Raw genomic sequence first — 20024 nt, forward strand, 5'->3', positions numbered from 1 at the left:
AGGCTAGATTGCGGTGCCTCGCCCCTGTCTTGCGCGTCAATGGCTGGCCGCCTCTTTTCGGCCTATTCCGTACAAAGGACTTATCAAATGACCATGCTCAAAGATCCATCGAAGAAGTACCGTGCGTTCCCGACCATCGACCTGCCTGATCGTACCTGGCCTTCCAAAGCCATTACTACGACGCCGATCTGGTGCAGCTCGGACTTGCGCGACGGTAACCAATCGCTGATCGAGCCAATGGATTCGGTCAAGAAACTGCGCTTCTGGAAAACGCTGGTCAAGGTCGGCGTCAAGGAAATCGAAGCTTCGTTCCCGGCGGCATCGCAAACCGACTTCGACTTCGTGCGCACCCTGATCGAAGACGGCCACATCCCGGATGACACCACCATTCAGGTGCTGACCCAGGCCCGTGAAGACCTGATCGCGCGTACGTTTGAATCCCTGCGCGGCGCGAAAAAAGCCATCGTTCACCTGTACAACGCCACCAGCCCTTCCTTCCGTCGTATTGTCTTCAACCAGGACAAGGCCGGCGTGAAAGAAATCGCCGTGAACGCCGCCAAGCTGTTCGTCAAATACGCAGCCCAGCAGCCAGAAACCCAATGGACCTTCGAATACTCGCCAGAGACCTTCAGCGCCACCGAACTGGAGTTCGCCAAGGAAGTCTGCGATGCCGTGATCGAGGTGTGGAACCCGACACCAGAGAACAAGGTGATCCTCAACCTGCCAGCCACCGTTGAAGTCGCCACTCCGAACGTCTATGCCGACCAGATCGAGTGGTTCGGTCGCAACATCACCCGTCGTGACAGCGTTCTCATCAGCCTGCACACCCACAACGACCGTGGCACCGGCGTTGCCGCCACCGAGCTGGGCCTGATGGCCGGTGCAGACCGTGTCGAAGGCTGCCTGTTCGGCAACGGCGAGCGTACCGGTAACGTGGATCTGGTCACCGTCGCCTTGAACCTCTACACCCAGGGCATCAACCCTGGCCTGGACTTCTCGGACATCGACGGCGTGCGCAAGGTCGTTGAAGAGTGCAACCAGATCCCGGTTCACCCACGCGCTCCTTATGTCGGCGACCTGGTTCACACCGCGTTCTCCGGCTCGCACCAGGACGCTATCCGCAAGGGCTTCGCCCAGCAGAAAGACGACGCCCTGTGGGAAGTGCCTTACCTGCCAATCGACCCGGCCGATATCGGTCGCAGCTACGAGGCGGTGATTCGCGTCAACAGCCAGTCGGGCAAAGGCGGCATTACTTACCTGCTGGAACAGGAATACGGCATCTCCCTGCCACGTCGCATGCAGATCGAGTTCAGCCAGGTGGTTCAGGGTGAAACCGACCGTCTGGGCCTGGAAATGACCGCCGAGCAGATCCACTCGCTGCTGCGTCGCGAGTACCTGCAAGCCAACACGCCTTACGCCCTGATCAGCCATAAGCTGCAGGAAGAAAACGGCAACAGCTCGGTCGATGCCGAAGTGCATGTCGATGGCGAAACCCAACACTGGCGTGGCAAGGGCAAAGGTGCTCTGGAAGCACTGGTTGCCGGTCTGCCAGTCAGCGTGGAAATCATGGATTACAACGAACACGCCATCGGTTCCGGCACCACGGCCAAAGCCGCTGCCTACATAGAACTGCGCGTCAACGGTGATCGTGCTGTCCATGGCGTGGGTATTGACGAGAACATCACCACCGCCAGCTTCCGCGCACTGTTCAGCGCCCTGAACCGTTCGCTGAACCAGGCTCAAGCCAAGGCCGCCTGAGTCGGATAAGGAAGATGACGGACGCCCGTCCGTCATCTTCCAACAGGCTCTAACACAGGCCTTTAACCTTGTAATCCCCGTTTCAGAATCCGCATAACCATGCGCATATTCGGCATAATCTTTTCATTTATGCTGTGGTAGCATGCTGCCTTTAATGGATTTGGCCTGCTGATAGCACTTTTTTCAGCTACTGGCGCCAAGTTCAACTTGCCTGTTTCAAGTTGCACCCTTTCTTAAAAACCACGATGACTACTGCATTGATTTTCGGACGAAAAGAATGCACGGGCAGACCAACCGTGCATTGAAAAACCATCGGCCTCGGTAACGCTGAGCTGATCCAATCACATTTGGAGCGATTATGCCTAAGGCTTCCCATCAAGATCTGCGCCGCAACTTTCGCGCACTCACTTCTTCAAGTTCCTGCTATCACACGGCCTCGGTTTTCGACCCCATGTCTGCACGAATCGCAGCGGACCTGGGCTTTGAAGTGGGTATCCTCGGCGGCTCCGTCGCCTCCCTGCAAGTATTGGCAGCGCCCGACTTCGCACTTATCACACTGAGCGAATTCGTTGAGCAGGCCACTCGCATCGGCCGCGTCGCAGAGCTTCCGTTCATTGCAGACGCCGACCACGGTTATGGCAACGCGCTCAATGTCATGCGCACCATCACTGAGCTGGAGCGCGCAGGCGTTGCGGCACTGACCATTGAAGACACGCTGCTGCCCGCCCAGTTTGGCCGCAAGTCCACCGACCTGATTTCCACCGCAGAAGGCGTAGGCAAGATCCGCGCAGCACTGGAAGCCCGTGTCGATCCTGAACTGTCGATTTTCGCTCGCACCAATGCCGCGATCATTCCCGTACAGGAAACCATCAGCCGTGTTCAGCAATATCAAAGTGCAGGCGCTGACGGCATTACTATTGTAGGCGTGCGTGATTTCGAGCATCTGGAACAGATATCCGAAGGGGTAACCGTTCCATTGATGCTGGTCACTTACGGAAACCCTGCACTGCATGACAACGAACGTCTTGCAAAGATGGGCGTACGGATCTGCGTAGACGGCCATGCGGCTTACTTCGCATCGATCAAGGCAACCTATGACTGCCTGAGAGAACAGCGCCAGATTCTAAGCAGCACCAGCGACATGAACGCGACTGAACTTACCCACACTTACACACAACCCGGTGACTATGTTGAGTGGGCGAAGAAGTTCATGAATGTGAACGAGTAAGTACGCTGCACTTATCGATTGAAGCGATAAAAAAAGCCTCCGTAAACGGAGGCTTTTTTGTCTGTCTGCAATCAGGCAGTAGTGTTGACGCCACCGCTGGTTGTCAGTTGCAGCAATGTGCCTTGCAGAGTCTGTATGGTTGAGGAGGTCTGAGCGATCTGCCCTTGAATGGCCAGAATACGCGCAGCCTTTTCCTCTTCCGAGCCTTTGCTGTTCTGAGCGGCAGCCAATTGAGCCTGCTGCTGAACCAGTTGTTTTTGAGCCTGCTTGATCTGCTCTTTGATCTTTTCGATGGTTTCTTCGACACCCGCACTAGCGGAAGAGCCGCCTGCACCACCAGCCGCAGCACTACCACCAGCCTTGGCACCGTCAAGCGAAACACTTACACCGCTTTTTTCCGTGCTATCGGTTGCGGTCGAGGTCGCCGTGTCTGCGTCCTTGTTCTTGACGGTAAGCGTCAGTGCGCTCGAATAGGCACTCAGCGATGAGGTATTGATGGTAGTCATGACGAACTCCTGGTTGTATGCGAAGGCTATCGACACATTTACACACAACTTGAATAAATCATTGTATCTCGAATGTATCGGCGTCCAGATTGGCCGGGAAGCGCGTGCGGTAGTCCCGCAGAGCCGCAGCGCTCAGGGTTGCCAGAAAGACGCCATCTCCATCCCCGATATCGACCAGGCTGTCGCCCTGGAAATCCAGCACCTGGCTATCACCGGTATACGCAAAGCCCTTGCCATCGCTGCCAATCCGGTTGACGGCAGCAACGTAACACAGGTTTTCGATGGCCCTGGCCGGTAACAGACGATTCCAGTGCAGACGGCGTGCGCCGGGCCAGTTCGCGGTATAGAGCAACAGGTCGGTGTCCCGTGCATCACGACTCCAGACCGGGAAGCGCAGGTCATAGCAAATCAGCGGACGAATGCGCCAGCCGTTCAACTCGAACATCACCTGACGCTCGCCCGGGCTGTAGTGCTCATGCTCACCCGCCATACGGAACAGGTGACGCTTGTCGTAATACAGCAACTCGCCATCGGGGCGTGCCCACAGCAGCCGGTTGCGATGATTACCCTCGGCATCACGAATGATCACGCTGCCGGTAATGACAGCCTGAACCTGCCTGGCCTGCTCCAGCATCCATACAGATGTCGGACCGCCTTCGGGTTCCGCCAGAGCTTCAGAGTCCATGGAAAACCCGGTGGTGAACATCTCCGGCAGAATCACCAGATCAACGTTTCTCACCTGCCCCAGCAGAGCGCTGAAGTGATCGAGATTGGCCTGCCGGTCATGCCAGACCAGACTGGTCTGGATCAATGCCAGATTCAGATCCTCTAACTGGCTCAAATCGCGCATAGTTTTTCCGCTGCATGACGCAGCGTCTCCTCTTGCTTGGCAAAGCACAGGCGTATCAGACGCTGGCCTTCAGGCGGCTTCTGGTAGAAGACCGAGACAGGAATGCTGGCAACGCCATGCTCGCGGGTCATCCACAACGACATGTCGACATCGTTGAGGTCCGGGCGGATCTGCGAGTAATCCACCAACTGGAAATACGTGCCGCCCACCCGCTCGAAGCTGAAGCGCGAAGACGCCAGTTGATCGCAGAAAAAATCACGCTTGGCCTGATAGAAAGCCGGCAGCTCCTCGACATGCTCGGGATGCGCGGCCATGAAATCAGCCAGTGCCCACTGCAACGGCGTAACGCCGCAGAAGCTCACGTATTGGTGAACCTTGCGCAGTTCGGCGGTCAATGCAGCAGGAGCGACCACATAGCCGGTCTTCCAGCCGGTCACGTGATAGGTCTTGCCGAACGAACTGACCACAAAGGCGCGCTGATAAAGCTCTTCATGGGCCAGTACGCTGACATGCTGAACGCCGTCGAAGACCAGATGCTCGTACACCTCATCGCTGACCAGATAAATGTCGCGATTGGCAATAAGAGCAGCCAACTGGTCCAGTTCGGCACGGCTGATCAAGGCGCCGCTGGGGTTGTGCGGGCTGTTGAGGATGATCATGCGCGTGCGCGGGCTCAAGGCCTCGCCCAGCTTCTGCCAGTCGATGGAGAAGTCATCCAGGCCAAGCTGCACATGCACGCAACGGCCACCGGCCAGTTCCACGGCGGGCTCATAGCTGTCATAGCAAGGATCGAAGACGATCACTTCATCGCCGGGACGAATGACCGCCTGAACGGCGCAGAAAATCGCCTGGGTCGCGCCCGGTGTGATGGTGACTTCGCTGTCCGAGTTTACCTGACGCCCGTAGCAGCGGGCGATCTTGGCTGCAACCTGCTGACGCAGGGCTGGCAGACCGGTCATCGGTGAATATTGGTTATGGCCTTGAGCAACATGAAGGCTCAAGGCGTCGCGCAGTGCTTGTGGCCCATCGAAATCGGGAAAGCCCTGGGACAGATTGATCGCACCGGTTTCGGCGGCGAGCTGAGACATGACGGTGAAGATGGTGGTGCCAACATTAGGCAACTTGCTGTCGATCATTAGGGCCCTTCCCTGCAATACCCCCGGCATCACGGTGGCACGGGTCCAGCAGGATAGCCCATCGAGCGCGCATAAAAAAAGGCACCCGTGCAGACGCAGGGTGCCTTTTCAGGAGAAAGACTCAGCGCTTGTCGCGGCGTTTCTTGTCTGCCTTCTTGTGGTGCGACATCAAACGACGCTTCTTGTTGACCTGACGGTCTGTCAGCGTGTTCTTGTTACCTTCGTACGGGTTCTCACCGCCCTTGAATTCGATACGGATCGGCGTACCGACCAGTTTCAGAACACGGCGATAGGTGTTTTCCAGGTAACGGACATAGGACTTCGGTACTTTCTCGACCTGGTTACCGTGGATCACGATCAGCGGCGGGTTGGCACCACCCAAGTGCGCATAACGCAGCTTGATACGGCGGCTGCCCACCATCGGCGGCGCGTGCTCGCTGACGGCATCTTCCAGAATCTGGGTCAGGCGGCTGGTTGGCCAGCGGGTCACGGCAGACTTGAAGGAGTTCTGCACCGACTGATACAGGTTACCCACACCGGTGCCATGCAAGGCAGAGATGAAGTGGATATCGGCAAAGTCGACGAAGAACAGACGACGTTCCAGCTCGGTCTTCACGTAGTCACGTTCGCCCGGTGTCATGCCATCCCACTTGTTCAGTGCGATAACCAGAGCACGGCCAGCCTCAAGTGCAAAGCCCAGCAGGTTGAGGTCGTGATCGACCACGCCTTCGCGGGCATCCATCACGAAGATCACCACGTTGGCATCCTTGATGGCCTGCAACGTCTTGACCACGGAGAACTTCTCGACTTCCTCGTGGATCTTGCCGCGCTTGCGCACACCCGCCGTGTCGATCAGCGTGTACTTCTCGTCGTTACGCTCGAACGGGATGTAGATACTGTCGCGCGTGGTGCCCGGCTGGTCATAGACGATCACCCGGTCCTCACCCAGCATGCGGTTGACCAGTGTCGACTTGCCGACGTTAGGACGACCGATGATGGCGATCTTGATGCCGTCTTTTTCGCTCGGGCCGGGAATGCGCTTGGCTTCCTCACCTTCAGCGACGTCCTCGGCCTCGCCCTCTTCGATTTCGTCCTCATCCTTGGGGAAATCTTTCAGGGCGATTTCCAGCATCTGGGAAATGCCACGGCCATGGGCACCGGCAACCGGGATCGCATCGCCCAGGCCCATCGGGCTGAACTCGGCACGCGCCAGGTTTTCATCGATGTTGTCGATCTTGTTGGCAACCACGTAAGAACGCTTGTTGCGCTTGCGCAGGTGCTCACCGATCATCTGGTCAGCCGCGGTGTAACCCGCCTTGGCATCCACCAGGAACAACACGACATCGGCTTCTTCGATGGCCAGCAGCGACTGCTCGGCCATCTTTTCGTCCATGCCATGCTCGTCGCCGGAAATACCACCGGTGTCGATCAGGATATAAGAGCGCCCCTGCCACTTCGCCTCTCCGTATTGGCGATCACGGGTCAGACCGGACAGATCGCCGACAATGGCGTCGCGGGTCCTGGTCAGGCGGTTGAACATGGTGGATTTGCCGACGTTCGGTCGACCCACCAGGGCAATTACGGGAACCATGCGGCTCTCCACTTCGTTATTTCAGAAAATACAAAAGCCGCTGCAGGGCAGCGGCCGGAGTTCGGAGCAGCGCCCGCAGGCGCCGCAGCCTTGCCGAAGCAAGGTCGTCCGGGGCCTTGGCCCCGAACATGGACAATCATCACTTGATGGTCAGGGCTTCCAGCTTGCCGCTGTTACCAAACACATAAATCATGTCACCAACCACCAGCGGACGCGCACGCAGACCATCGCTGTCGATACGCTCACGCCCTACGAAACGGCCATCTACCTGGCTCAACAGGTGCAGATAACCTTCCAGGTCGCCAACCGCTACATAGCTGGAAAACACTTCCGGCGCGCCCAGTTGACGGCGAGCCAGCGATTCGTTGCTCCACAGTGCAGTGGAAGAACGCTCGTCGATACCTTCGACAGTGCCGGAGGCCAGAGTCACGTATACGCTGCCGAAGCCTTGAGCGACACCCGAGTAGCTTGACGCATCACGCTGCCAAAGCACACGACCGCTTTCCAGATCCAGACCGGCAACACGGCCCTGATAGCTGGCAACGTACAAGGTACCGCCCGACAGCAGAAGGCCACCGTCGATATCGACCACACGATCCAGCTCCGAACGACCTTGCGGGATAGCGACACGCTGCTCCCAGACCGGTACGCCGTTGCTGATATCCAGAGCCACGACCTTGCCGGTCGACAGGCCTGCAACAGCCAGACGGTTGGTCACGACCGGTGCGCCAGTACCGCGCAGGGTCAGTACCGCCGGAGTGCTTTCGTAGATCCAGCGCTGGGAGCCTGTGACAGCATCAAGGCCGATCACACGGTCATCCTGGGTCTGAACCACAACAACGTCGCCGTTGTTGGCAGGTGGAGCCAGGACTTCGCTGGTCACACGGGAACGCCATTTCTCTTCACCGGAGGAAACGTCCAGAGCAACGATTTCGCCCTTCTCGGTGCCGATCATGACCAGGCCATAACCTACGCCGACAGCGCCGGAAACAGGCAGCTCAAGATCCTTCTTCCAGATCACGTCACCGGTCAGGCGATCCAGGGACATGATGACCCCGGTCACATCCGAAGCGTAGATCCGGTCACCCTCAACAGCCGGAACCAGCATGTTGTAGGTTTTACCCTGACCGTCACCGATCGAACGGCTCCATTCCTTGTGCAGAACCACTTCTTCTTTAAAGTCGGTCAGTTCGGCTGGAGGCAATTCCTTTTTACTGTTGCTGCTGCAACCCGCGGCCAGAATGGCCAGAGCCAGCAATGCTGCATGTTTCCAACGAATCACGTCACGCATCCCCTTTCGCCAGATCGTCGAGCTTCATTTGCAGGCCACCCACCGCTGCGTCTTCAGACAAAGCGGACTTGGCCTTTTGGTATGCAGCATGTGCCTCGTCGGTACGACCCAACTGCACCAGCAGGTCACCCTTGAGTTCTTCACGGCTGGCCAGGAACGCCTTGTCGGCATCGCCAGCAAGCAGCTTGAGTGCATCGTCAGCCTTGTTCTGCGCAGCCAGAACGCGAGCAAGACGCTGACGGGCGATTTCGCCCAGCGTCGCGCTGGCAGGCTTGTCGGCCACTGGCTTCAGCTCAGCCGCAGCATCGTCGAGCTTGCCAGCATCGACTGCAACCTTGGCGACGAACAGGCTACCGAACTGGGCATAGGCAGTGCCACCGAATTCGCTCTTGAGCTTGCCGGCGATTTCGGCAACGCGAGCGGTATCGGCCTGGCCGCTTGGCGTCAGCGAGGTTTCAAGCAGTTGCTGATACAGCATCGAGGCGCCTTGCGACTGCTTGCTGTTGTAGTTCTGCCATGTGTACCAGCCAAAGACCACAACCAACGCCAGCAGACCGCCAGTTACCAGGGGTTTGCCGTTGCGTTGCCACCAGTCCTTCATTACGGCCAGCTCTTCATCATCGGTACGCGACACCCCAATACTCCTATTCGCTAAATCGGCTGTTAATCAGCTTCAACCCTGCACGACGCAGGAGGCCAGGTGCTCGGACAGAGCATCCCAGGCAATATTTTGTTGTTCGCCCTGCCCACGCAAAGGCTTGACGCCTATCTCTTGCCGGGCAAGTTCTTCGTCGCCGAGGATCAGCGCATACAGCGCACCGCTCTTGTCGGCCTTCTTGAACTGGCTCTTGAAGCTGCCAGCACCGGCATTGACCTGCAAACGCAGATTCGGCAACTGGTCACGCACGCGCTCGGTGAGGGCCAGTGCAGCCAGCTCGGCCGCTTCGCCGAAGGCACACAGGTAGACATCCACCTGACGCGAGATTTCTTCCGGGACTTTTTCAAGGGTTTCCAGCAGCAGCACCAGACGCTCGATGCCCATGGCGAAACCGACACCCGCCGTAGGCTTGCCGCCCATCTGCTCGACCAGGCCATCGTAACGGCCACCGGCGCACACAGTTCCCTGAGCACCGAGCTGGTCGGTAACCCACTCGAAAACGGTCTTGCTGTAGTAATCCAGGCCACGTACCAGCTTGGGGTTGATGACGTAGGGAATGCCCGCAGCATCCAGACGCGCCTTGAGGCCCTCGAAGTGGATACGCGACTCGTCGTCCAGGTAATCCGCCAGCTTCGGCGCATCGACCAGCACGGCCTGGGTATCCGGATGCTTGGTGTCCAGAACCCGTAAAGGGTTGGTCTTCAGGCGACGCTGGCTGTCTTCGTCCAGTTGCTCGAGACGCGCAGACAGGAACTCCACCAGAGCATCGCGATAACGCGCACGCGCTTCGCTGGTGCCCAGGCTGTTGAGTTCGAGCTTGACGGCATTGCGGATGCCCAACAGGCCCCACAGGCGCCAGGTCAGGACAATCAGCTCGGCGTCGATATCGGGACCGTCGAGGTTGAAGACTTCGACACCGATCTGGTGAAACTGGCGATAACGGCCTTTCTGGGGACGCTCGTGGCGGAACATCGGGCCGATGTACCACAGTTTCTGCACCTGACCGCCACCGGTAATCCCGTGTTCGAGTACCGCACGCACGCAAGCGGCAGTGCCTTCCGGGCGCAGGGTCAGGGAGTCACCGTTGCGGTCGGCAAAGGTGTACATCTCTTTTTCGACGATATCGGTGACTTCGCCGATGGAACGCTTGAACAGGTCGGTGAACTCGACGATAGGCATGCGAATCTGCCGATAACCGTAGTTATCCAGCAAACGCGCAACAGTGCCTTCGAAGTGACGCCACAGCGGGGTCTGCTCGGGCAGGATGTCGTTCATGCCACGAATGGCTTGCAGAGACTTACTCACAAAAAATCCTTAGCAATCTTGATTAGCCGCGCACGATGACAGATGCGTCAGCTTCAGCTTTTTCGGCCGCTTTCTCGCGAATCAAGCGTTCAAGCTCGTTCACAAGATTGTCGTTGGTCAGTTTCTGCGCAGGCTTGCCGTCGATGTAGATCAGGTTCGGCGTACCGCCCGTGAGGCCGATATGCGCCTCCTTGGCTTCACCAGGACCGTTGACCACACACCCGATGACCGCGACGTCCAGCGGCACCAGCAAATCTTCGAGACGCCCTTCCAGCTCGTTCATGGTCTTGACCACATCGAAGTTCTGCCGCGAGCAGCTCGGGCAGGCGATGAAGTTGATGCCACGGGAACGAAGGCGCAAGGACTTGAGAATGTCGTAGCCGACTTTCACTTCTTCAACCGGATCAGCGGCCAACGAGATGCGGATAGTATCGCCAATCCCTTCGGCAAGCAGCATACCGAGGCCGACAGCCGATTTCACCGTACCCGAACGCAATCCACCCGCTTCGGTGATCCCCAGGTGCAGCGGCTGGACAATCTGTTTCGCCAGCAGGCGATAGGCTGCGACGGCCATGAACACGTCCGAAGCCTTCACGCTGACCTTGAAGTCATGGAAATCCAGGCGATCCAGATGCTCGACATGACGCAGGGCCGACTCGACCAGCGCCTCGGGCGTTGGCTCGCCGTATTTCTTCTGCAGGTCTTTTTCCAGAGAACCGGCATTGACGCCGATGCGGATCGGGATGCCGCGATCACGGGCAGCATCGACCACGGCGCGAACACGGTCTTCGCGACCGATGTTGCCCGGGTTGATACGCAGGCAGTCGACACCCAGTTCGGCGACGCGTAGTGCGATCCGGTAATCGAAGTGGATATCGGCGACCAGAGGCACCTTGACCAGTTGCTTGATCCGGCCAAACGCCTCGGCGGCATCCATGTCGGGAACAGAAACCCGCACGATATCGACGCCGGCCGCTTCAAGGCGGTTGATCTGAGCCACAGTGGCAGCGACATCGTTGGTGTCGCTGTTGGTCATACTCTGTACGGCAATCGGCGCATCGCCGCCGACCGGAACAGAGCCGACCCATATCTTGCGGGATTCGCGACGCTTGATGGGAGATTCGCCGTGCATGACTTATTGCCCTAGTTTCAGGCGAGCAGTCTCGCCGCTGGTAAAGGGAGCTACGTCTACAGGCTCACCGTTATAACTGACTTGCGCACCACGGGCGTAACCAAGACGCAAGGTCAATGGCGGACGGCCAGTGACGTCCAGACTATCCCCCTTGCGCTTGAGACCGCTCATCAAGACCTTGCCATTGCCATCGGTGACCTGAGTCCAGCAATCGGCAGTGAATTGCAGCTTGATCTGGCCAGAGCCAGCAGGGACAGGTGCTGATTCGACAACTTCGGCAGGGGCTGAAGGCACGGCAGGAGCAACCGGTGCGACAGACGGAGCATGAGGTGCCGCAGGCGCTGGCGAAGCGGGTGCAGTCGGAGCAGCCGGTGCAGTGACGACCGGTGCCGGCGCAACAGGCGCAGGGGCCGGAGTTTCAACCGGGGCACTTGGAGTCAGAGGCAGCGGCGCTTCATTGGCAGGCTTGCTGCTTTCAGTGGCAGCCTGCTCTTGAGACTCATCCAGTTGATGAATCTGAGTGGTGCCATCGGCGCTTTCGACCTCGACGTGCTCCAGGCTCAGACCGGACTGGTCCTTGCCACGCATGGAGGTCTGATCCTGCCACCAGAAAAAGCCGCCGCCGACCAGAACCATCAGCAGCAGAAGGCTGACAATGCGCAGAATGTTGTGTGAAAGACGCACTGGCTCTTCGATACGGCCCAGCGCGTGAACGGAACTGCCCTTGCCATCGGTGCCGGTGCATTGATCGAACTGATCGACCAGCGCGGCCTGATCGAGCTCCAGCAATTTAGCGTAGGCACGCACATAGCCACGGGCAAAGGTATGCCCGGGCAACTTGTCAAAATTCCCGTTTTCAAGATGAGTCAGGGAAGACACGGTGAGATTCAGCCTCAAAGCCACATCTGGCAGCGACCAGTTTTTGCTCTCACGGGCCTGACGCAAGGTCTCACCAGGGTTCGAGCGAGTGGTTGCTACAACTTCGGGATGCGCCGCTTTCATCATTGCTCCGACAGGTATTGCTGATATTCCGGCGTACCGGGATAGAGTCTTTTAAGTTGCAAGCCAAAACTGGCTGCCTTGTTACGGTCGTCATAGACCTTGGCCAACCGGATACCGAGCAGCAGACTACGTGCATTCTGCTCGCTTAGCTGGCTGAAACGGTCGTAGTAGTCACGCGACGGCACATAATGCCCGTCTTCGTAAGACAACTCAGCCATTTCCAGCAAGGAACGTGGCTGTTGACGGTCAAGACGCAGTGCCTTGGTGAAGTGCTCGCGAGCTTCCTCGCGCTTGTTCAGCTTCAAGGCGGTCATGCCCAGGCTTTCGAAGACCCGGGACCGCTCAGGATACAGGTTGTCTGCTGCTGCCTGCTGGAAACGTTCGTAGGCTTCCTGATAGCGCTTCTGCTCATAAAGGAAACTGCCGTAGTTATTGACGATGCGAGCATCGTTCCTGCTTGAGGCAAGCGCCTTGCGAAAGTGCTGGTCGGCCAGTTCAGGCTCCATCTCGGCCTGGAACACCAGCGCCAGTGCAGCATTGGCGTCCGGGTCGGAACTGTCGAGCTCAATTGCCTTTTTCAGCGGAACCTTGGCTCGCTCGGTCTGGCCCTGCTGGAAATATCCCAACCCCAACTGCACGTATGCCTTGCGAGCCTCGTCACGCCCCTGCGAAGTCTTGAGCGGATCGACATGCCCTGTCGAAACGCACCCTACCAGCAAGATAACAAGGCATGACAACAGCAAGGCACGCACAGACATGGAGTCCCTCTCGGTCAGGTTCGAGCGCCAGTGCCTGGAGCCACATCGGCGTCGGCATTCAGCTCACGCACTGCAATATAGCGTTCACTACGGCGCGTGCGGTCCATTACCTGCCCGACCAACTGGCCGCATGCAGCATCGATGTCCTCGCCGCGCGTGGTACGCACAGTGACGTTATAACCAGCCTGATGCAACAGATCCTGGAAACGGCGGATTGCATTGTTGCTCGGACGCTCGTAACCGGAGTGCGGGAACGGGTTGAACGGGATCAGGTTGATCTTGCAAGGTGTGTCCTTGAGCAGCTCGATCATCTCGATGGCATGCTCGACCTTGTCGTTTACATCCTTGAGCAGGGTGTACTCGACCGTCAGCACGCGCTTCTCGCCCAGGCTGGACATGTAGCGGCGGCAGGAGTCGAGCAGGACGCTCAGCGGGTATTTCTTGTTCAGCGGCACCAGCTGGTTGCGCAATGCATCGTTGGGCGCATGCAGCGACAGGGCCAGCGAGACGTCGATGTGCTTTGACAGCTCGTCGATCATCGGCACCACGCCAGACGTGGACAAGGTCACGCGGCGCTTGGAAATGCCATAGCCCAGGTCATCCATCATCAGATGCATGGCGGCAATGACATTGTCGAAGTTCAGCAGTGGCTCACCCATGCCCATCATCACCACGTTGGTGATGGCACGGTCGACGGTTGCCGGGACACTGCCAAAGGATTTGTTGGCAATCCAGACCTGGCCGATGACTTCGGCGGCGGTCAGGTTGCTATTGAAGCCTTGTTTGCCGGTGGAGCAGAAACTGCAATCCAGGGCACAGCCCGCCTGGGACGAAACACACAAAGTGCCGCGCTTGCCCTGGGGGATGAAAACGGTTTCGACGCAGCTGCCGGACTCTACGCGCACGACCCATTTACGGGTGCCATCGCTGGAGATGTCCTCGCTGACGACTTCAGGACCACGTATTTCGGCACAGGCCTTGAGCTTTTCGCGCAATGCCTTGCTGACGTTGGTCATGGCGTCGAAATCATCGACGCCAAAGTGGTGAATCCACTTCATGACCTGACCGGCACGGAAGCGCTTCTCCCCGATAGAGTCGAAGAATTTTTCCATTTCCTGCTGAGTAAGGCCCAGAAGGTTGGTTTTACCAGTCGATGCAATCATGAATTCACCCTCCACTCGTTAGTCGGCAAGACTTAGCGAGCGGTTACCTCTGTAGCTGCGAAGAAGTACGAGATTTCGCGAGCAGCAGCAGCTTCGGAGTCCGAGCCGTGAACAGCGTTGGCGTCGATGGAGTCAGCGAAGTCAGCACGGATGGTGCCGGCAGCAGCTTCTTTAGGGTTGGTAGCGCCCATCAGCTCACGGTTCAGAGCGATAGCGTTTTCGCCTTCCAGAACCTGAACAACGACAGGACCGGAGATCATGAAAGCAACCAGGTCGCCGAAGAAACCACGAGCGCTGTGCTCAGCGTAGAAACCTTCAGCTTCAGCCTTGGACAGTTGCTTCAGCTTGGAAGCAACAACGCGCAGACCGGCTTTTTCGAAACGAGTGGTGATCTCGCCGATTACGTTTTTAGCAACGGCGTCAGGCTTGATGATGGAGAAAGTACGTTGAACAGCCATGTGAAACTCCAGAAACAATGATTAAAGCGAAAAATTAAACCCGCGAATTATACGCGGGTTCTGGTGTATTGCCTAACTGCTTGCGTTACAGGTTCAGTCAGCTTCTTCGATCCAGGCCGCCTGAATGGCCTCCAGGACCTTTTCCCCGCCACGATTGAGCTCGTCATCGAACTCTGGCAGCGCCGCTACCCAGTTGCGAAGATCGACAAAATTCACATAGCGCGGATCGACATCAGGCCTGGTTTCAGACAACTGAATCGCGATTTCCAGCACATCGACCCATTTTAGACTCATGAGCGTTCCTTGAATCAATGCGGCGCTTCGGCAGCATGGTTGAGCGAATACTTCGGAATTTCAACGGTCAGGTCTTCATTTCCGACGATTGCCTGACAGGACAGGCGCGACTGCACTTCCAGCCCCCAGGCCTTGTCCAGCATATCTTCTTCCAGCTCGTCCGCCTCGTTCAGCGAGTTGAAACCCTCGCGAATGATGCAGTGACACGTCGTGCAGGCGCAGACACCGCCGCATGCACTCTCGATCTCGATATGGTTATCGTGAGCGATTTCAAGAATAGACGTACCGGGCTCCACCTCTACAACCAACCCGTCCGGGCAGTGCTCGGCATGGGGTAGAAAAATCACCTGCGGCATCAGTTATTCCTCAATATCATTCAGGTTGCGCCCCGCGAGTGCGGCTTTCACCGTCGAATTCATGCGTCGGGCAGCAAATGCATCGGTCACCTGCGACAGACGTCGGGTCTGCTGCTCGATGGCCGGGCCATCGGTGCCTTGCATCAATTCACGCAATTCTGTCAGTTGCAGTTCGATCACCATCCGCTCTTCGGCATCGAGCAGCCGCTCGCCGTCGACTTCAAGCGCAGCCTCCACCGCCTCGACAAGGCGCTGGGCATCGACCTGCTGTTCACGCAGTACGCGAGCGACCTTGTCGTCACCGGCATACTCGAACGAATCCTTGAGCATCCGGGTGATCTCGCCATCGGTCAGGCCATAGGACGGCTTGACCTGAATGCTCGACTCGACACCCGAACCCAGCTCACGGGCCGACACACTGAGCAAGCCGTCCGCGTCGACCTGGAAAGTGACACGGATCTTCGCCGCACCAGCCACCATCGCCGGAATGCCGCGCAGCTCGAAGCGCGCCAGGGAGCGGCAATCGCTGATCAGCTCGCGCTCGCCCTGCAGGACATGAATCATCATGGCCGACTGGCCATCTTTGTAAGTGGTGAAATCCTGACCACGCGCCACCGGGATCGTGGTGTTGCGCGGAATCACCTTCTCCATCAGGCCGCCCATGGTTTCCAGCCCCAGAGAGAGCGGAATCACATCGAGCAGCAGCAGTTCTTCGCCATCACGCTTGTTGCCCGCCAGGGTATCGGCCTGGATCGCAGCACCAATGGCCACCACCTGATCCGGATCGATCTTGGTCAACGGCTGACGCCCGAACAGTTCGGCAACCGCCTCGCGAACACGCGGTACACGGGTCGAACCGCCGACCATGACCACAGCCTCGACCTCTTCAAGCTCGATATTGGAGTCGCGCACGGCACGACGGCAAGCCTTGAGGCTGCGCGCAACCATCGGCTCGATCAGCGCATTGAAGGCCTCACGTGTCAACACGCCGCGCCAGTCGCCATGAACGACTTCTACAGACTCAGCATCGGTCAGCGCTTCTTTCGCCGCACAGGCAGCCTGCAACAGACTGCGCTGGACAGAAGGATCGAGACTGGCCGACAGGCCGGCATCCGCAACAATCCAGCTGGCAATCGCGTGATCGAAATCATCGCCGCCCAATGCAGTATCGCCGCCCGTTGCCAGCACTTCAAAGACACCGCCAGTCAGGCGCAGGATGGAAATATCAAAGGTACCGCCACCCAGATCGTAGATGGCCACCACGCCTTCGGCTTTCTGGTCCAGACCATAAGCAACGGCAGCCGCTGTCGGCTCGTTGAGCAGGCGCAGCACATTGAGGCCCGCAAGCCGAGCTGCATCCTTGGTCGCCTGACGCTGGGAATCATCGAAATAGGCCGGAACGGTAATCACCGCACCGACCAGATCACCACCCAGGGCAGCCTCGGCACGCTGGCGCAGCACCTTGAGAATATCCGCCGACACTTCGACCGGGCTTTTCGGGCCCTGGACCGTGTCGATGAACGGCATGTGCGACTCACCCTCGACAAAGCGATAAGGCAATTGCTCGCCCAACTGCTTCACATCGGACAGACCGCGCCCCATGAGACGCTTGACCGAAAGCACGGTATTGAACGGATCGACAGAAGCCGCAGCCTTGGCTGACTGGCCCACTTCCACGCGATCGGCGTGATAGCGCACAGCAGACGGCAGGATGACCTGCCCTTCTGCATCGGCCAGAGGCTCGGAAAGGCCGCTGCGCAATGCAGCAACCAGCGAATTGGTGGTGCCCAGGTCAATACCGACAGCAAGACGGCGCTGGTGCGGTTTAGGACTTTGCCCGGGTTCAGCGATCTGCAGTAAGGCCATGCTTTTCTGAATAATCACAGGCGTGCGGCCAGGGCGGCACGGAGTTAATCGTCGAGGCGCTCTTCCAGCTGGCGCACTTCGTAGGAGAGCTTGTCGAGGAACTGCATACGCCGCATCAGCCGTTCGGCGTGCTCGCGTTGTGCAGCATCGTCCCAACAGGCGGCGAAGCTTTCGTTCAGTTCATCCTGAGCGCTTTTGAGGCGGCGCTTGAATACCGCGACACCCGCCAGATCAGCCTCATCCTGCAGATCTTCCAACTCTTCGCGCCATTGCATCTGCTGCAGAAGAAAATCGGGATCATGCACAGTGACTTCAAGCGGTACCTCATCGCCCTTCATGACCAGCAGGTAACGCGCTCTTTTCGGGGCGCTCCTGAGAGTCTGATAGGCCTCATTGAGACGTGCGGAATGCTCAAGCGCCAGACGCTGCTCACGCTCGGAGGCATCAGCAAAGCGGTCTGGATGTACGCTGCGCGCCAGCTCACGGTAGCGCGTCGCCAACTGGTCGAGATCAAGACGGAAATCAGGCTTGAGGTCGAACAGGGCGAAGTGACAAGGAGTACCCACGAATAAAAGCCTCAGACGTTGAAGCTTTCGCCGCAGCCGCACTCACCGCGCGAGTTGGGGTTATTGAACTTGAAGCCTTCGTTCAAACCTTCGCGTACGAAATCGAGTTCGGTGCCGTCGAGGTAGACCAGGCTTTTAGGGTCGATAATCACCTTGACGCCATGCAGCTCGTACACAGTGTCCTCGCTACCCGCCTCATCGACGAATTCGAGCACATAGGCAAGACCTGAACAGCCTGTGGTACGAACCCCCAGACGAATGCCATCACCCTTGCCGCGCCCATCGAGGGAACGACGCACGTGGTTAGCGGCAGCTTCTGTCATGCTGATAGCCATCGGAACTCCTTTCTTGTCGCCAGCTTTTCTGAAAAGACCGCTTCTTACAGCAAGCCTTTCTTCTGCTTGTAGTCACGAACTGCCGCCTTGATGGCGTCTTCCGCGAGTACGGAGCAGTGAATCTTCACCGGAGGCAGAGCAAGCTCTTCAGCCAGCTGAGTGTTCTTGATGGTCTCTGCTTCATCCAGAGTCTTGCCCTTCATCCACTCGGTCGCCAGGGAGCTGGAAGCGATGGCGGAGCCGCAGCCGTAAGTCTTGAACTTGGCGTCTTCGATGACACCCTGTTCGTTGACCTTGATCTGCAGACGCATCACGTCGCCGCACGCCGGAGCGCCGACCATGCCGGTGCCGACATCAGGATCTTCCGCGTTCATCTTGCCGACGTTGCGCGGGTTCTCGTAGTGGTCAATGACCTTTTCGCTGTAAGCCATGATTCTGTTCCTCTCACATCAGGGAGTCGCTCTGCAGGCCGGTCAACGGGGTTGCGCCCGGCCTGTTTGGCGGCGACTTTAAATTAGTGCGCCGCCCACTCGATCTTGGAGATATCGACGCCATCTTTGAACATGTCCCACAGCGGCGAAAGAGCGCGCAGCTTGGTAACAGCCTCGCAGACCTTCTGCGCGGCGTAGTCGATTTCTTCTTCAGTCGTGAAGCGACCAAAGGTAAAGCGTATCGAGCTATGTGCCAGTTCGTCATTACGACCAAGGGCGCGCAGCACGTACGAAGGTTCAAGCGAAGCCGAGGTGCAGGCAGAACCGGACGAAACCGCCAGATCCTTGAGCGCCATGATCAGCGACTCGCCTTCGACATAGTTGAAGCTCAGGTTCAGGTTGTGCGGTACGCGGGCAGTCAGGCTGCCGTTGACGTACAACTCTTCCAGATCTTCGACCTGCTTGTAGAAACGGTCGCTCAAGGCCTTGATACGAACGTTCTCGCTCGCCATCTCTTCCTTGGCGATACGGAAGGCTTCTCCCATGCCAACGATCTGGTGAGTCGCCAGCGTACCGGAACGCATGCCACGCTCATGACCGCCGCCGTGCATGGTCGCTTCAAGGCGAACACGCGGCTTGCGGCTCACGTACAGCGCGCCGATACCTTTAGGGCCGTAAGTCTTGTGGGCCGAGAACGACATCAGGTCAACCTTGAGGCTGGCCAGATCGATTTCAACCTTGCCGGTGGACTGGGCAGCATCGACATGGAACAGCACGCCACGCGAACGGGTCAGCTCGCCAATGGCAGCGATATCGTTGATGGTGCCGATCTCGTTGTTCACGTGCATGACCGAAACCAGGATGGTGTCGTCGCGCAGTGCCGCTTCGATCATGGCCGGCGTGATGAGGCCGTCTTCGCCCGGCTCGATGTAAGTCACTTCGAAACCTTCACGCTCCAGCTGGCGCGTGGTATCGAGAACGGCTTTGTGCTCGACCTTTGAAGTGATGATGTGCTTGCCCTTGGTGGCGTAGAAATGCGCTACGCCCTTGATGGCCAGGTTATCGGACTCGGTAGCACCGGAGGTCCAGACGATTTCACGCGGATCGGCATTGACCAGATCAGCGACCTGACGGCGAGCGTTCTCGACGGATTCTTCGGCTTTCCAGCCAAAAACGTGGGAGCGCGAGGCCGGGTTGCCGAAGTTTCCGTCAACCAGCAGGCAATCCATCATTTTCTGCGCAACGCGCGGATCGACCGGCGTCGTCGCGGAGTAATCGAGGTAAATCGGCAACTTCATTGAATCTCTCCTATCAGGCAGGCGCACCGCTCATTCATCTAC

21 protein-coding genes are annotated in these 20024 nt (G+C 58.1%); 2 read left to right on the forward strand and 19 right to left on the reverse strand.

Annotation, left to right across the window (positions count from 1 at the left end; all coding sequences use genetic code 11):
* The first annotated feature begins 87 nt into the window (after positions 1–87).
* Positions 88–1758, forward strand: coding sequence for a 2-isopropylmalate synthase (gene leuA, locus JL015_RS07220; protein WP_201003753.1), 1671 nt, complete (start codon positions 88–90; stop codon positions 1756–1758).
* Between the two features lie 358 nt (positions 1759–2116).
* Positions 2117–2986, forward strand: coding sequence for an isocitrate lyase/PEP mutase family protein (locus JL015_RS07225; protein WP_201017953.1), 870 nt, complete (start codon positions 2117–2119; stop codon positions 2984–2986).
* A gap of 71 nt (positions 2987–3057) precedes the next feature.
* Here the strand turns inward: JL015_RS07225 and JL015_RS07230 are convergent, their stop codons facing one another.
* The 19 genes from JL015_RS07230 to JL015_RS07320 form a co-directional block, all read right to left on the reverse strand.
* Positions 3058–3492, reverse strand: coding sequence for a hypothetical protein (locus JL015_RS07230; RefSeq protein WP_201017954.1), 435 nt, complete (start codon positions 3490–3492; stop codon positions 3058–3060).
* A gap of 58 nt (positions 3493–3550) precedes the next feature.
* Positions 3551–4342 carry an amidohydrolase gene (locus JL015_RS07235; protein ID WP_201017955.1) on the reverse strand — a complete coding sequence of 264 codons (792 nt, stop codon included), beginning with the start codon at positions 4340–4342 and terminating at the stop codon, positions 3551–3553.
* Complete coding sequence (locus tag JL015_RS07240) at positions 4330–5478, reverse strand: pyridoxal phosphate-dependent aminotransferase (RefSeq protein WP_201017956.1); 1149 nt, start codon at positions 5476–5478, stop codon at positions 4330–4332. Before JL015_RS07240 ends, JL015_RS07235 begins: the two co-directional genes overlap by 13 nt.
* A gap of 121 nt (positions 5479–5599) precedes the next feature.
* Entirely contained in the window at positions 5600–7069 is a 1470-nt protein-coding gene (gene der / locus JL015_RS07245; protein WP_201003763.1) for a ribosome biogenesis GTPase Der, read from the reverse strand.
* A 139-nt stretch (positions 7070–7208) separates the two neighbouring features.
* Positions 7209–8360 (reverse strand): outer membrane protein assembly factor BamB, encoded by a 1152-nt coding sequence (gene bamB, locus JL015_RS07250; protein ID WP_201003765.1) that lies wholly within the window; start codon positions 8358–8360, stop codon positions 7209–7211.
* Positions 8353–8994 carry a YfgM family protein gene (locus tag JL015_RS07255; protein WP_201003767.1) on the reverse strand — a complete coding sequence of 214 codons (642 nt, stop codon included), beginning with the start codon at positions 8992–8994 and terminating at the stop codon, positions 8353–8355. Before JL015_RS07255 ends, bamB begins: the two co-directional genes overlap by 8 nt.
* A gap of 39 nt (positions 8995–9033) precedes the next feature.
* Positions 9034–10323, reverse strand: coding sequence for a histidine--tRNA ligase (gene hisS / locus JL015_RS07260; protein ID WP_200978163.1), 1290 nt, complete (start codon positions 10321–10323; stop codon positions 9034–9036).
* A gap of 22 nt (positions 10324–10345) precedes the next feature.
* Positions 10346–11455, reverse strand: coding sequence for a flavodoxin-dependent (E)-4-hydroxy-3-methylbut-2-enyl-diphosphate synthase (gene ispG / locus JL015_RS07265; RefSeq protein WP_025258843.1), 1110 nt, complete (start codon positions 11453–11455; stop codon positions 10346–10348).
* Positions 11456–11458: 3 nt separating this feature from the next.
* Positions 11459–12457, reverse strand: coding sequence for a RodZ domain-containing protein (locus tag JL015_RS07270; RefSeq protein WP_201017957.1), 999 nt, complete (start codon positions 12455–12457; stop codon positions 11459–11461).
* Positions 12457–13215, reverse strand: a complete 759-nt coding sequence (gene pilW, locus JL015_RS07275; RefSeq protein WP_201017958.1) for a type IV pilus biogenesis/stability protein PilW — start codon at positions 13213–13215, stop codon at positions 12457–12459. Before pilW ends, JL015_RS07270 begins: the two co-directional genes overlap by 1 nt.
* Positions 13216–13229: 14 nt before the next feature.
* On the reverse strand, positions 13230–14378 hold the full coding sequence (gene rlmN, locus JL015_RS07280) for a 23S rRNA (adenine(2503)-C(2))-methyltransferase RlmN (protein WP_201003775.1): 1149 nt from the start codon (positions 14376–14378) through the stop codon (positions 13230–13232).
* A 32-nt stretch (positions 14379–14410) separates the two neighbouring features.
* The gene (gene ndk / locus JL015_RS07285; RefSeq protein ID WP_002552482.1) at positions 14411–14836 is read right to left on the reverse strand and encodes a nucleoside-diphosphate kinase; all 426 of its coding nucleotides are present in this window, start codon (positions 14834–14836) and stop codon (positions 14411–14413) included.
* Between the two features lie 93 nt (positions 14837–14929).
* Positions 14930–15130, reverse strand: coding sequence for a Fe-S cluster assembly protein IscX (gene iscX, locus JL015_RS07290; RefSeq protein WP_117182667.1), 201 nt, complete (start codon positions 15128–15130; stop codon positions 14930–14932).
* Between the two features lie 14 nt (positions 15131–15144).
* Positions 15145–15486, reverse strand: coding sequence for an ISC system 2Fe-2S type ferredoxin (gene fdx / locus JL015_RS07295; protein WP_201003777.1), 342 nt, complete (start codon positions 15484–15486; stop codon positions 15145–15147).
* A 3-nt stretch (positions 15487–15489) separates the two neighbouring features.
* Positions 15490–17352, reverse strand: a complete 1863-nt coding sequence (hscA, locus tag JL015_RS07300) for a Fe-S protein assembly chaperone HscA (protein WP_201017959.1) — start codon at positions 17350–17352, stop codon at positions 15490–15492.
* 44 nt (positions 17353–17396) lie between these two features.
* Complete coding sequence (gene hscB / locus JL015_RS07305; RefSeq protein WP_201003781.1) at positions 17397–17918, reverse strand: co-chaperone HscB; 522 nt, start codon at positions 17916–17918, stop codon at positions 17397–17399.
* 11 nt (positions 17919–17929) lie between these two features.
* A complete protein-coding gene (gene iscA, locus JL015_RS07310) occupies positions 17930–18253 on the reverse strand; it encodes an iron-sulfur cluster assembly protein IscA (protein WP_201003783.1) in 324 nt (107 codons plus the stop codon).
* Between the two features lie 44 nt (positions 18254–18297).
* Complete coding sequence (gene iscU / locus JL015_RS07315; RefSeq protein WP_002552476.1) at positions 18298–18684, reverse strand: Fe-S cluster assembly scaffold IscU; 387 nt, start codon at positions 18682–18684, stop codon at positions 18298–18300.
* A gap of 83 nt (positions 18685–18767) precedes the next feature.
* A complete protein-coding gene (locus JL015_RS07320) occupies positions 18768–19982 on the reverse strand; it encodes an IscS subfamily cysteine desulfurase (RefSeq protein ID WP_201003785.1) in 1215 nt (404 codons plus the stop codon).
* Between the last annotated feature and the right edge of the window lie 42 nt (positions 19983–20024).

The sequence above is a fragment of the Pseudomonas cichorii genome, assembly GCF_015471405.1.
Taxonomy (GTDB): Bacteria; Pseudomonadota; Gammaproteobacteria; order Pseudomonadales; family Pseudomonadaceae; genus Aquipseudomonas; species Aquipseudomonas serbiensis.

Excerpts from the sequence above, each read along its gene's own strand:
- iscX (WP_117182667.1), bottom strand. The coding sequence starts at position 15,130 with ATGAGTCTAAAATGGGTCGATGTGCTGGAAATCGCGATTCAGTTGTCT.
- ispG (WP_025258843.1), bottom strand. The coding sequence starts at position 11,455 with ATGCACGGCGAATCTCCCATCAAGCGTCGCGAATCCCGCAAGATATGG.
- rlmN (WP_201003775.1), bottom strand. The coding sequence starts at position 14,378 with ATGATTGCATCGACTGGTAAAACCAACCTTCTGGGCCTTACTCAGCAG.
- hscA (WP_201017959.1), bottom strand. The coding sequence starts at position 17,352 with ATGGCCTTACTGCAGATCGCTGAACCCGGGCAAAGTCCTAAACCGCAC.
- leuA (WP_201003753.1), top strand. The coding sequence starts at position 88 with ATGACCATGCTCAAAGATCCATCGAAGAAGTACCGTGCGTTCCCGACC.
- bamB (WP_201003765.1), bottom strand. The coding sequence starts at position 8,360 with ATGCGTGACGTGATTCGTTGGAAACATGCAGCATTGCTGGCTCTGGCC.
- JL015_RS07230 (WP_201017954.1), bottom strand. The coding sequence starts at position 3,492 with ATGACTACCATCAATACCTCATCGCTGAGTGCCTATTCGAGCGCACTG.
- JL015_RS07270 (WP_201017957.1), bottom strand. The coding sequence starts at position 12,457 with ATGAAAGCGGCGCATCCCGAAGTTGTAGCAACCACTCGCTCGAACCCT.
- JL015_RS07320 (WP_201003785.1), bottom strand. The coding sequence starts at position 19,982 with ATGAAGTTGCCGATTTACCTCGATTACTCCGCGACGACGCCGGTCGAT.
- fdx (WP_201003777.1), bottom strand. The coding sequence starts at position 15,486 with ATGCCGCAGGTGATTTTTCTACCCCATGCCGAGCACTGCCCGGACGGG.
- JL015_RS07225 (WP_201017953.1), top strand. The coding sequence starts at position 2,117 with ATGCCTAAGGCTTCCCATCAAGATCTGCGCCGCAACTTTCGCGCACTC.
- JL015_RS07240 (WP_201017956.1), bottom strand. The coding sequence starts at position 5,478 with ATGATCGACAGCAAGTTGCCTAATGTTGGCACCACCATCTTCACCGTC.
- iscU (WP_002552476.1), bottom strand. The coding sequence starts at position 18,684 with ATGGCTTACAGCGAAAAGGTCATTGACCACTACGAGAACCCGCGCAAC.
- iscA (WP_201003783.1), bottom strand. The coding sequence starts at position 18,253 with ATGGCTATCAGCATGACAGAAGCTGCCGCTAACCACGTGCGTCGTTCC.
- pilW (WP_201017958.1), bottom strand. The coding sequence starts at position 13,215 with ATGTCTGTGCGTGCCTTGCTGTTGTCATGCCTTGTTATCTTGCTGGTA.
- der (WP_201003763.1), bottom strand. The coding sequence starts at position 7,069 with ATGGTTCCCGTAATTGCCCTGGTGGGTCGACCGAACGTCGGCAAATCC.
- ndk (WP_002552482.1), bottom strand. The coding sequence starts at position 14,836 with ATGGCTGTTCAACGTACTTTCTCCATCATCAAGCCTGACGCCGTTGCT.
- JL015_RS07235 (WP_201017955.1), bottom strand. The coding sequence starts at position 4,342 with ATGCGCGATTTGAGCCAGTTAGAGGATCTGAATCTGGCATTGATCCAG.